At 71.9% G+C, this 11897-nt stretch carries 9 protein-coding genes; 7 read left to right on the top strand and 2 right to left on the bottom strand.

What is annotated here, in order from left to right:
• Positions 1-455 precede the first annotated feature (455 nt).
• The 3 genes from H180DRAFT_RS09545 to H180DRAFT_RS09535 all read left to right on the top strand — a co-directional run bounded on the left by H180DRAFT_RS09545 (position 456) and on the right by H180DRAFT_RS09535 (position 4160).
• Positions 456-1487, top strand: coding sequence for a C40 family peptidase (locus H180DRAFT_RS09545; protein WP_055485650.1), 1032 nt, complete (start codon positions 456-458; stop codon positions 1485-1487).
• Positions 1488-1867: 380 nt separating this feature from the next.
• Positions 1868-2851 carry a C40 family peptidase gene (locus tag H180DRAFT_RS09540; RefSeq protein WP_055485649.1) on the top strand — a complete coding sequence of 328 codons (984 nt, stop codon included), beginning with the start codon at positions 1868-1870 and terminating at the stop codon, positions 2849-2851.
• 34 nt (positions 2852-2885) lie between these two features.
• Positions 2886-4160, top strand: coding sequence for a hypothetical protein (locus H180DRAFT_RS09535; RefSeq protein WP_055485535.1), 1275 nt, complete (start codon positions 2886-2888; stop codon positions 4158-4160).
• On the opposite strand, the gene H180DRAFT_RS09530 is transcribed toward H180DRAFT_RS09535, so the two are convergent.
• On the bottom strand, positions 4117-5463 hold the full coding sequence (locus tag H180DRAFT_RS09530) for a glycosyltransferase family 87 protein (protein ID WP_079099966.1): 1347 nt from the start codon (positions 5461-5463) through the stop codon (positions 4117-4119). The genes H180DRAFT_RS09535 and H180DRAFT_RS09530 overlap by 44 nt on opposite strands.
• Before the next feature lie 170 nt (positions 5464-5633).
• On the opposite strand from H180DRAFT_RS09530, the gene H180DRAFT_RS09525 reads away from it, so the two are divergent.
• Positions 5634-6803, top strand: a complete 1170-nt coding sequence (locus H180DRAFT_RS09525) for a glycosyltransferase family 4 protein (protein ID WP_055485534.1) — start codon at positions 5634-5636, stop codon at positions 6801-6803.
• A gap of 66 nt (positions 6804-6869) precedes the next feature.
• Here H180DRAFT_RS09525 and H180DRAFT_RS09520 read toward each other — a convergent pair whose 3' ends face one another.
• Positions 6870-8726 (bottom strand): AMP-dependent synthetase/ligase, encoded by a 1857-nt coding sequence (locus tag H180DRAFT_RS09520; protein WP_055485533.1) that lies wholly within the window; start codon positions 8724-8726, stop codon positions 6870-6872.
• 285 nt (positions 8727-9011) lie between these two features.
• Here H180DRAFT_RS09520 and H180DRAFT_RS09515 point away from each other — a divergent pair, with 285 nt between their 5' ends.
• The 3 genes from H180DRAFT_RS09515 (at position 9012) to H180DRAFT_RS09505 (ending at position 11816) form a co-directional block, all read left to right on the top strand.
• Positions 9012-9773, top strand: a complete 762-nt coding sequence (locus H180DRAFT_RS09515; protein ID WP_055485532.1) for a metallophosphoesterase family protein — start codon at positions 9012-9014, stop codon at positions 9771-9773.
• Between the two features lie 116 nt (positions 9774-9889).
• A complete protein-coding gene (locus H180DRAFT_RS09510) occupies positions 9890-10366 on the top strand; it encodes an SRPBCC family protein (protein ID WP_055485531.1) in 477 nt (158 codons plus the stop codon).
• Between the two features lies 1 nt (position 10367).
• Complete coding sequence (locus H180DRAFT_RS09505; RefSeq protein ID WP_254665943.1) at positions 10368-11816, top strand: ArsA family ATPase; 1449 nt, start codon at positions 10368-10370, stop codon at positions 11814-11816.
• The last annotated feature ends 81 nt before the right edge of the window (positions 11817-11897 follow it).

Below are 11897 nucleotides of genomic sequence, written 5' to 3'. Positions count from 1 at the left end.
TCGAACCGACGCCTCCGGAAAGGCATCTGTCAACCCTTGCTCCAAGGGACGACCTGCGCGAACCCGGCGCCGACGGCCACCGCGGGACGGTTCCGGCTTCACGTTTCTCACATCATCGTCACCGATTCGCGCAACGGCGGGCATGCGCAGGGCGCGCGGTGAACGGGAGGTCCCAACCCGGGCGGCACGGGCGCCCGTTCGCACCCCTGCGTGACGCTCTCATCGCTCCCAGTGCGAGTCAGGTAAAGAATCTGCTTGTGTGACGGGTTTTTTCTGAGAGTGATTTGATCCGACGATTACCCGTGGCTAATGTCTGGCCCCGAACCTCCGCAAGTTTGGCCGCCCATCCGGGGCGACGGCGGGGGACCGCCTCGTTCCACGGAGCCACGCCCAATGGCGAAGTGGAGCCGGAGCCCCAGTCCGGCAGGCGGCTGAGGAAGAAGGAGCTCGCCCCAGTGGCGTCCCACCGTCGACCCAAGCAGCCCAGCCGTACCCGCCGTGTGACCGTGCTCACGGCAACCGCCGCCGCGGCAGTGGCCCTCACCGCGCAGGGTGCGCAAGCGGAACCCAAGGCCTCCAAGAAGGAGGTCAAGGAGAAGGTCGACAAGCTCTACGAAGAGGCCGAAGGCGCAACCGAGAAGTACAACGGCGCCAAGGAGAAGCAGCAGAAGCTGGAGAAGGAGGTCGGGAACCTCCAGGACAGCGTGGCGCGCGGGCAGGACGACCTCAACGACATGCGCAACGGCCTCGGTTCGATGGCCACCGCGCAGTACCGCACCGGCGGCGTGGACCCGTCCGTGCAGCTCTTCCTCTCCTCGGACCCGGACAGCTACCTCGACAAGGCCTCCACGCTCGACCAGTTGAGCAGCAAGCAGGCCGAGGCGCTGAAGAAGATCCAGACGAAGCAGCGCGATCTGGCGCAGCAGCGCCAGGAGGCCTCGGACAAGCTGGAGGACCTCGCCGACACCCGCAAGGAGCTCGGCGAGAAGAAGAAGGACATCCAGGCGAAGCTCTCCAAGGCCCGCTCGCTCCTCAACAAGCTGACCGCGGGGGACCGTGCGCGTCTCGCCGCCGAGCAGGCGAGAGCCGACCGTGCCTCCGCCGCGCGTGTGGACCTCGGCAGCGACGCCTCCGCCTCGCAGCGTGCCGCCGCCGCGCTCTCCGCAGCCAAGAGCAAGGTCGGTTCGCCGTACGTGTGGGGCGCGACCGGCCCCAGCTCCTTCGACTGCTCGGGTCTCACCCAGTGGGCCTACAAGCAGGCCGGCGTCTCCCTTCCCCGTATCTCCCAGGACCAGGCGCGCGCCGGAACGCAGATCGGCCGCGGCGAACTCGCGCCGGGCGACCTGGTCATCTTCTACGGCGACCAGCACCACGTCGCCTTCTACGCGGGCAACGGCCAGATCCTGCACGCCCCGAAGCCGGGCGCCGGTGTGCGCTACGAGTCGATCAACAACATGCCGTTCCAGTTCGGCGTGCGGATCGGCTGAGCTTCCGCTCCGCTCGGCCGGGTTTCCCCTCGGCCGAGCTTCCGCGACGGATCGCTGCCGTCCGGAGACCGTGCGGACTCCTCGGCGAACCCGGCCAGTCCGGCAACACGCGCGTCATCTCACCCATAGGGCGCCGTCGTTCGTCCGGGTGAAAGCGAACACCCCGGAATGATCCCTGACCCCGCCGTTGACCTGCGTCGATCGGCGGGGTCCGCGCATATGTCCGGGCTGTCGCGCTGCGCGCGGTGCGTGGAACCTTCCTGGCGGTACGGCTAGATTCGCCGCGCCGTAACGGAAGGAGCACGTCCGCAGTGGTCTCGCACCGGAGTCACCGAAAACCTGCCCAGCGTGGCCGAAGTTGGCCCGGCCGTCTCGTCGTCCTGACAGCAGTGGCCGGGGCCGCAGCCGCACTGTCCCCTGCCGCACCCGCGGGAGCCCGCCCGTCCGATCCCGAAGCCGCGGGCGACCGGGCGGTCGGCTCCCGCATCGACAAGCTCTACGAGCAGGCCGAGGCGGCGACCGAGAGGTACAACGCCGCGTCCGAGCGCGCCCGTGAACTTCAGCGGCAGGTCGAGTACGCGCAGGAGAGCGCCGCCAGGAAGCAGGAGCGGGTCAACCGGCTCCGGTCCGCGCTGGCTTCGTTCGCCGGTGCGCAGTACCGCTCCGGCGGCATCGACCCGTCGATCGCCCTGATGCTCACCGAGGACCCGGACGGCTATCTCGACAAGGCAGCCACCCTCGACCGCATCGGCAGCCGCCAGCACGACAAGCTGCTGCGGTTCAAGAGCGCCCACCGCTCCCTGAAGCAGCAGCGCTCCGAGGCGGGCGCGAAGCTCGGTCTGCTGGAGCAGGAGCGGGCCGAGAGGAAGCGCCACAAGCAGGCCGTGCTGAAGAAGCTCGGAGAGGCGCGCAAGCTGATGCGGGAACTCTCCGCGGCCGGACGGGCAGAACGGGAGCGTGCCTCGCGCGCGGGCGAGCGCGGCGGGCCCGCCCTGCCGGACGGCGGGAAGGCGTCCTCCCAGCGCGCTCAGGCGGCGCTGGCCGCAGCGCGCTCGGCCGTCGGCAGGCCGTATGTGTGGGGCGCCGCGGGCCCCGCCTCCTTCGACTGCTCAGGCCTCACACAGTGGGCGTACGGGCGGGCCGGTGTGTCCCTTCCCCGTACGTCGCAGGCGCAGCGTTCGGCGGGCCGTCAGGTGCCGCTGAGCCGGGCGCGCCCCGGCGATCTGGTGGTCTACCGGGACGACGCCAGCCACGTCGGCATGTACGCCGGCAACGGCCAGGTGGTGCACGCCCCGCACCCGGGAGCGCCCGTGCGCTACGACCCGGTGGACATGATGCCGGTCTCCTCCGTCACCCGTCCGTGAGTGCGCGGCCCGGAGCGCCCGTACGATCGTTCGCGTGCTTGGACCTGGGAAGCGGTGTGAGACGGGAAGAGCCGCGGGCAGCCGCGCGCTGAGGACGGCCCTGGCGGCCGTGATGCTGGCGGGGGTGAGCGGCTGCGGTGCGGACGCGGAGCCGAGCCGCGACAGCCGTGAACGTGCCTCGGCACAGCGTTTGCTGGACCGGCAGGCCGATGCGGTGCGCGACGGCAGCGAGAGCCGCTACTTGGCGGCCGTCGACCCGCGGGCGGAGGGCTTCCGCACGGAGCAACGGCAGGTGTTCGGGAATCTGCGCCGCCTGCCGCTGACTCAGTGGTCCTACCACGTCGGGAACGTGCGCCCGGCCGGGAAGGACGGCGGGGGCGGGAGCCCGAGCCGCTTCCAGGCGGATGTGCGTCTGCGCTACCAGCTTCGCGGCGACGATCAGGCACCCGTCTCCGTCACCGAGAAACTCGCGTTCACCAAGCGCGGGGGCAAGTGGTACGTCAGCGACGAACTCCCCGGCAGCGATCGGCAGTTGTGGGAGCAGGGCGAGGTCGGCGTGGTACGCGGGAAACGCAGCCTGGTGCTTGGCGCGGACCGCAGCCGCGAAGACCTCGACGAACTGGCCCGCAAGGCTGACACCGCGGTCTCCCAGGTGGACCGGGAGTGGCCGCGCAGCTGGCCGCACCGCGTCGTCATCGAAGCCCCGCCGTCGCTGCGGGACATGGCCCGGCTGCTGGACGCCCCCGCCACCTCCTACGAGGGCATCGCCGCTGTCACCACCGGCGAGGCCGGGGAACAGACGAAGGCCGCCGCGGACAGGATCGTCGTCAACCCCGAGGCGTACGGGGACCTGAGCGGTGACGGGCAGCAGGTCGTGCTCACCCACGAGACGGTCCACGTCGCCAGCCGCACCCACACCAGCGGTGCGACGCCCCTGTGGCTGTCGGAGGGCATCGCCGACTGGATCGGCTACCAGGCGACCGACCGCACGCCCGAGGACGCCGCTGCGGAGCTCGTACGGGCGGCCGAAGCCGGGAAGCTGCCCCGCGAACTCCCCTCGGACCGCGACTTCCGGTTCGGCAGTGACCCGGAAGAACTGGGACGTGCCTACGAGAGCGGCTGGCTCGCGTGCCGGCTCATCGCGGACGAGTGGGGCAAGGACAAGCTGTTCGGTCTGTATCTGCGGCTCGGTTCGACCCAGAAGAGCCAGGGCGCGGCTGTCGAGGAGGTCATGCGCAGCGAGTTGGGGATCGGCTTGGAGGAATTCACGGAGAGGTGGCGCGCGTACGTGCGGAAGGAGGTGTCGTGACGTCCTCGGCCGTCCCGTCGACGGCCGGTCTCGTCGAGCGCCACAGCCGCACGCACGCAAGCAGCGACGCCGCTACGAGCAGGCCGTTCCGCACGGCCATCAGTACAAGGCCCAGCCAGTCGCTGGCCACGACGTGGGCGAAGCCGAGCGGGAACTCCAGCAGTGTCACCGCCGTGGCTCCCAGCACGAGCACCGCGGGAAGCCCCTGACAGCCTGCACGCAGCGTCAGGCAGACGGCGGCGACGCCCACGAGCCAGATCATGTACTGGGGGCTGATGACACGGCTGGTGGTGACGAAGAGGAGCACCGCGGTGAGCGCGGCGTCCGCGGGGGTCGAGGACGTCCACTCCACGGCCCGCAGCCGCCACGTCAGCAGCCAGGCGAAGGCGAAGAGCGTCAGCACCAGCGCGGCGTCGCTGACGAGGTGCACGTACGGGCCGACGAACTCCATCGAGCCGTAGTTGAGCAGGACCTGCCCCTCCCAGCCGAACTGACGGGCCACGTGGAGGGCCAGAGCACCCAGAGACTCCACCTCGGTGCCCCTGTCCTGCTGGAACTCGAGGAAGGCGAACGCCCCCGGCATCGTCGCGGCGAAGAGACCCGCCACCGCAACTCCCGTGATCAGGGCGGCAGTCCACGCGGTGCGTGTCCGCCGTCCGCGGGGCGTGCCGAGGAGCAGCAGCGCGGGCCAGACCTTCACCAGCGCGCCGAACGCCGCGAGGGCTCCGGCCGCACGGGGATGCCTGGCACCGGCGAGCAGCGCCCCGACGGCGACGGCGGTGACCATCAGGTCGTAGCGCGCGTACGCGGTCGGTCCCAGCAGGGCCACGCCCGCGACCCAGCTCCACACGCCCGCGCGGCTCCTGCCGGGGCGTGCCGAGGTCCGCAGGAGCAGACCGAAGGTGACGGCGTCGGCGGCGAGAGCCAGCAGATAGAAGGCCGAGGCGTAGTCGAGGAAGGACAGCAGCGCGGGGGAGAGGATCGCCAGCGCCGCCGCCGGCGGGTACTGCCAGGTGACGTCGTTCTCCGGGAACACCCCCGACCTCAGCACTTCGTACCAGCCCCGGTAGATGACGTTCACGTCGTTGGTGAAGTCCGGGCCGGGCAGAGTGACGACCTTGAAGACGCACAGGAGCAGTGCCGCGCGGGTGACCGCCCAGACAGCGACGACGGGTGCGGCGGACCGGAGGCGGGAGCCGCGGCGCCTGTGGCTGCCGCGCTTCGTGCCGCGCCGGCCGCTCTCGTCCCGCGGCGCTCCGGCCTCCGCCTCGCGCGGTGCCGGCGCCGCTGTGCTGTCGGTCATACCCACCTTGCCGTCTTCTGCGTGCCGGGTCCGGTCCGGCTCCCCGTCGGTTGTCCCCCCGCTCGCTCGCCCCGCCGCCCGCGACATCATGCCCGTCCTCGCCGGCCGTGGTGACGAAGGGCAGGTGACGGGGCGGTGCCGGTCACCCGGACGGTACTGTCGGGGGCGCGATGCACAAGACCTTGATCGTCACCAACGACTTCCCGCCGCGGCCCGGCGGCATCCAGGCGTTCCTGCACAGCATGGCGCTGCGTCTGGAACCCTCCCGGGTCGTCGTCTACGCCTCCACCTTCAACCGGACCCGTGAGGGCGCGGAGGAGACCGCCGGGTTCGACGCGCAGCAGCCGTTCACCGTCGTGCGCGACCGCAGCACGATGCTGCTGCCCACGCCCCGCGTGACGCGGCGTGCGGTGGAGCTGCTGCGCGAACACCGCTGCGAATCGGTGTGGTTCGGTGCGGCGGCGCCGCTCGGCCTGATGGCGCCGGCGCTTCGGCGTGCGGGGGCCCGGCGGCTTGTGGCCACCACGCACGGGCACGAGGCCGCCTGGGCCCAACTTCCCGTTGCGAGGCAGCTGTTGCGCCGTATCGGCGCGGGCACGGACACCCTCACGTATCTCGGCGAGTACACGCGGTCGAGGATCGCGCGTGCCATCGGCCCGCAGGCGGCCGCCCGGATGGTCCAACTGCCGCCCGGCGTCGACGAGAAGAGCTTCCACCCGGGCTCCGGCGGCGACGCGGTGCGCGAGCGGCTCGGTCTGAGCGGCCGGCCGGTGGTGGTGTGCGTCTCGCGGCTGGTGCCGCGCAAGGGGCAGGACACCCTGATCCGGGCGATGCCGCGGATCCTGGCCGCACATCCGGACGCCGTACTGCTGGTGGTCGGCGGCGGCCCCTACAGGCGTGACCTGGAGAAGCTGGCGGCGGCGACGGGCGTGGAGCGCTCCGTGCGCTTCACAGGTGCCGTCCCGTGGGAGGAGCTCCCGGCGCACTACGGCGCGGGCGACGTCTTCGCGATGCCGTGCCGCACCCGCCGCGGCGGGCTGGACGTGGAGGGCCTCGGCATCGTCTACCTGGAGGCCTCGGCGACAGGCCTGCCCGTCGTCGCGGGCGACTCGGGCGGCGCACCCGATGCCGTCCTGGAGGGGGAGACGGGCTGGGTCGTGTCCGGGGGCACCTCCGGGCCGCGAGGCCCGGGGGGAGCACCCGAGCAGACCGCCGAGCGGGTCAGCGCGCTGCTGGATGATCCCGAACTGCGCGCGCGCATGGGGAAGAAGGGCCGCGAGTGGGTCCTCGAACGCTGGCGCTGGGACCTGCTCGCGGAACAGCTCAAGACGCTTCTGTGATACGGGCCGTGAGGCTGCGGGGCCGGCCGCTCTGCGGGCCGCGGCCCCCGCTCCGCCTCCGGCCACTCAGACGTACAGCGAGTCGATCTCGTCGGCGAAGTCCTTCGCCACCACTCCCCGCTTGAGCTTCAGCGAGGGAGTGATGTGCCCGGACTCCTCCGTGAACTGGGTGTTCAGCACATGGAACTTGCGCACCGACTCCGCGCGCGAGACCAGGGCGTTGCCGTCGTCGACGGCGCGCTGGAGCTCGGCCAGCAGCTCCTCGTCGTGCAGCAGTTGCTCGTGCGCGAGCCCCGACTTGCCCCGCTCCTCGGCCCACCGCGGCAGGAACTCCTCGTCGACGGTCAGGAGCGCGCCGACGAAGGGGCGGCCGTCGCCGACCACCATGCACTCGGCGACGAGCGCGTGCCCGCGGATGCCGTCCTCGATGACCGACGGTGCGATGTTCTTGCCGCCCGCGGTCACCAGGATCTCCTTCTTCCGCCCGGTGATGGCGAGATAGCCGTCCGCGTCGAGGGTGCCCAGGTCGCCGGTGTGGAACCAGCCGTCGGACAGCGCCTCTTGGGTGGCCTGCTCGTTGTTCCAGTAGCCGGTGAAGAGGTGTTCGCCGTGCAGCATCACCTCTCCGTCGTCCGCGATGCGCACGACTGAACCGGGCAGCGGCTGGCCGACCGTGCCGATCTTCTGGCGGTCGTAGGGGTTGAAGGCCGTCGCGGCGCAGGACTCCGTGAGGCCGTAACCCTCCAGCACGGTGAAGCCGATGCCGCGGTAGAAGTGCCCGAGCCGTTCGCCCAGGGGCGCGCCGCCCGAGATCGCGTGGGTGGCGAGACCGCCGAGCACCGCGCGCAGCTTGCTGTAGACGAGGATGTCGAACAGCTTGTGGCGCAGTTTCAGTTGGAGTGAGGGGCCCGAGGGGTCCTCCAGGGCGCGGCTGTATTCCGTCGCGGTCTCGGCGGCCTTGTCGAAGATCTTGCCCTTGCCGCTCGCCCGGGCCTTCGCCCGCGCGGAGTTGAAGACCTTCTCGAAGACGCGCGGCACGCCGAGGATCATCGTCGGCCGGAACGCGGCCAGTTCGTCCGTCAGCGCCTTCACGTCGGAGACGTGGCCGAGCTTGATCGGAGCCATGACGGCCGCCACCTGCACGAGACGTCCGAAGACGTGGGCGACGGGGAGGAAGAGCAGGACGGAGGACTCTCCCGTGCGGAACATGGGGCGCAGCCGCTCCACGACGTTGCCGCACTCGGCGAAGAAGCTGCGGTGGGTGAGCACGCAGCCCTTCGGGCGGCCGGTCGTGCCGGAGGTGTAGACGATGGTCGCGGGGGAGTCGGCGCGCGCGGTGGAGGAGCGGGCCTCGACGGTCGCGTCGTCCACGTCGGCGCCGGCCGCCGTGAGCTGCTCGACCGCTCCCGAACGGACCGCTTCCGAAGCAACGGCGTCCGGACCTGCCTTGGCCGAACCGGCGGAGGCCGCCTGCGGTTCGATCTGCCAGACACGGGTCAGGGCGGGCAGCCGGTCCCGTACGGACTCCACCGCGCGGCTGTGCTCGGCGGTCTCGACGAGGCACGCGACGGAGCCCGAGTCGCCGAGGATCCAGGCGATCTGCTCCGGCGAACTCGTCTCGTAGACCGGCACGGTGACGGCGCCGGCGCTCCAGATCGCGAAGTCGAACAGCGTCCACTCGTAGCGCGTGCGGGACATCAGGGCCACGCGGTCGCCGGGCTGGACCCCGGATGCGATCAATCCCTTTGCGGCAGCCTGCACTTCGGCCAGGAAGTCGGCGGCGCTGACGTCGGCCCACTCTCCTCCCTGCTTGCGAGCGACGACGGCGACTTCGGGATGCTGGGCCGCGTTGCGGCGGATGAGATCCGTCAGGTTGCCGTCGGCCGGCACCTCGTAAAGGGCCGGAAGGCTGAACTCGCGCAAGACTGCTGCTCCTCGTCGCGACGGAGGACGGCGGCCGTAGGGGGGCGGCCTCCGATGGCTCGGATCCGAAGGCCGTGGGAGGACCCGGATCAATGACGACCCGGACGTTACCCATCAGTAGGGTCCGCGGGGTAGGGGTGAACCTGAGATGTCTGATGCGTCACACGGCCCGGGCGTATCGGCGAAAGCGTAGTCCACGCACGCGGTGAGAGGGAAGTAACCGCAGGTGGGGCGGGGCCGGGGCAGGGGTGCCGCGCCGGGGCGTCTCCGCTCTAGGGTGTGCTCATGCGAGTCCACGTAGTGAGCGACGTGCACGGCAACAGCCGCGACCTCGCGACGGCGGGCGACGGCGCCGACGCGCTCGTCTGCCTGGGAGATCTCGTCCTCTTCCTCGACTACGCCGACCACTCCCGCGGCATCTTCCCGGAGCTGTTCGGAGTCGAAAACGCCGACCACATCGTGGAGTTGCGCACCGCGCGCCGCTTCGCCGAGGCGCGCGAGTTCTCGAAGAAGCTCTGGGCGGGCGTCGACAGGGCCGAGGCGACCGAGCGAGCCGTCCGCAAGCAGTACGCCGAACTGTTCGCAGCGCTGCCCTCGCCCACGTACGCGACCTACGGCAACGTCGACGTGCCGCCCCTGTGGCCGGAGTACGCGGGAGAGGGCGTGACCGTGCTGGACGGCGAGACCGCCGTCATCGGCGGGCTGCGCTTCGGGTTCGTGGGCGGCGGGCTCCGCACGCCCATGCGCACCCCGTACGAGATCGACGACGAGACCTACGCGGCGAAGGTCGAGGCGCTCGGCGAGGTGGATGTGCTGTGCTCCCACATCCCTCCCGAGGTACCGGAGTTGTGCTACGACACGGTCGCCCGGCGCTTCGAACGCGGCAGCGAGGCGCTGCTGCGGGCGGTCCGCTCCGCACGGCCGCGCTTCCACCTCTTCGGGCACGTGCACCAGCCGCTGGTGCAGAGGATGCGGATCGGGCCGACGGAGTGCGTGAACGTGGGGCACTTCAACGCCACCGGCAAGCCCTGGGTGCTGGAGTGGTGAGGCCGTCCGCGGCCCCGTCGCCCGCCGGAGAGGGCGGCAGGCCGCGCACCGGACACGCGCGGTAGCCTGCCAGCGGCAATCGGGGGCCGCGCGCAGCACTTGGAGGAGCCACGGCGATGGCGGAACACACGAGTTCGGACATCACGATCGATGCGGCGCCCGCAGCGGTGATGGGAGTGATCGCCGACTTCGCCCGCTACCCGGAGTGGACCGGCGAGGTGAAGGAGGCCGAGGTCCTCTCGCGGGACTCGCAGGGACGGGCCGAACAGGTGCGGCTGCTCCTGGACGCGGGCGCCATCAAGGACGAACACACCCTGGCCTACGAGTGGATCGGCGAGAACGAGGTCCGCTGGTCGCTGGTGAAGTCCCAGATGCTGCGCGAACTGGACGGTGTCTACAGGCTGGTTCCGGTGGCGGGCGGCGAACGCACCGAGGTCACCTACCAGTTGACCGTCGACGTCAAGATCCCGATGCTCGGGATGATCAAGCGCAAGGCCGAGAAGGTCATCATCGACCGCGCGCTGTCCGGCCTGAAGAAGCGCGTCGAGTCGGGCGGTGGTGCCGGTCAGGGCGCGGACGCCGCCAAAGGCTGACGTGACGGTGCCCGGGCCCGGGGATGGGGGTCTCACCCACGACGCAGTCTGTGGAGGAGGCCGGCACGTACCGGGACCACGGGCGGCTCCGGAGGACCGGGACGTACCGGAGGACCGGGACGCACCGGCGGAGCGCCCCGCCACGCGGCGCGCGCCGGAGCCCGGCGGCACAGCCGGGCCGGGGCCGCGGACGCTGCTGGTCACCGGGGCGGGAGGCGCCGGGCGCACGACAGCCGCCGCCGCGATCGCCGTCGCCGAGGCCCGCGGGGGGCACCGGACGCTGCTGCTGAGCGGCGAGACGCCCGCGACCCTGGAAGCCGTGCTCGGCGTGACGGAGGGGGCCACGGGGGCCGCCGGCACCGCTGGTGCGGCCGTGCCCGGGACGGACGGGCTGCTGCACGTCGCCCGCACCGACTCGGCCGGGCACTTCCGCGCCGCGGCCGTCGCCCTCCAGGAGCGGGGCCGCAAGGTACTGGATCTGCTGGGCTCGGACCCGCTGGACGAGGACGAGGTGACCGAACTCCCCGGCGCCGGAGAGTTCGCGCTGCTGAGCACCCTGCGGGCCGCACACGGCACGGGAGAGTGGGACACCCTCGTCGTCGACCTTCCGCACACCCCGGCCGCGCTGCGCGTCCTGGCGCTGCCCGCCCAGCTGCGCCGCTGGCTGCGCAGGCTCCTGCCCGCGGAGCGGCAGGCCGCGCGCGCCCTGCGGCCCGCGCTCGCACAGCTCGTGGGCGTACCCGTGCCGACCGAGGCGCTCTACGCCGCCGCTGCCCGCTGGGACGGCGAACTCGCCGATGTACAGGGCCTGCTGGAGTCCGAAGGGACCGCCGCTTGCCTCGTCGCGGAACCCGGTCCACTGGCCGCCGAGGCCGTACGGCTCGGCCGTGCCGGACTGGGGCTGTACGGCCTGCCGTTGCGGGTGGTCGTCGCCAACAGGGTCGTCCCGCCGGGCAGTCCGGAACCCTGGACGGCCTCGCTGTCCGGGCAGCAGCAGACGGTGCTCCGGGAGTGGCGTGAGGAGTTGGGGCGGGAGGGTGTCCCGCTCCGCGAACTGCCCCATCTGGGGCGGGAACCGCGCGGTGCGGACGACTTGCTGCGCCTCGTCACGGAGAACTCCCCTGCGGGCGAGCCGGCTTGGAGCGCGGCAGGAGCGGCAGGAGCGGCCGGTGTCGCGGGAGCGGCGGCGGACGGAGCCGTCGAGGACCACCTGGCCCGGGACGGCCTTCTGGTGTGGCGGCTGGCTCTGCCCTCGGTCCGCAAGGAGGAGCTCGAACTCGTGCGGCGAGGGGACGAGTTGATTCTCGGCGTCGGCCCGTACCGGCGCGTCTTCCCGCTTCCCTCCGCGCTGCGCAGGTGCCGGGTCGTGGGTGCGTCGCTGGACGGGGGCGAGCTGCGGGTGCGGTGCGCACCCGACCCGGCGCTGTGGCCGGAGGGCACCGTGCGCTGACGGGCGCCGCACCGGAGAGTGCCGGAAGGGGCGCCGCGGGTCCGGCCTGCCGGTTCCGGTCCCCTGCCCGTCTGCCGGTCC

Origin of the sequence: Streptomyces sp. WMMB 322 (genome assembly GCF_900090145.1) — a bacterium.
In the GTDB taxonomy this organism is placed as follows: Bacteria; Actinomycetota; Actinomycetes; order Streptomycetales; family Streptomycetaceae; genus Streptomyces.
This window is presented reverse-complemented; position numbering and strand designations above follow the sequence as displayed.

Bases quoted from the DNA above. Each gene is read 5' to 3' on its own strand.
- H180DRAFT_RS09530 (WP_079099966.1), bottom strand. From the start codon at position 5,463: ATGACCGACAGCACAGCGGCGCCGGCACCGCGCGAGGCGGAGGCCGGA.
- H180DRAFT_RS09515 (WP_055485532.1), top strand. From the start codon at position 9,012: ATGCGAGTCCACGTAGTGAGCGACGTGCACGGCAACAGCCGCGACCTC.
- H180DRAFT_RS09510 (WP_055485531.1), top strand. From the start codon at position 9,890: ATGGCGGAACACACGAGTTCGGACATCACGATCGATGCGGCGCCCGCA.
- H180DRAFT_RS09525 (WP_055485534.1), top strand. From the start codon at position 5,634: ATGCACAAGACCTTGATCGTCACCAACGACTTCCCGCCGCGGCCCGGC.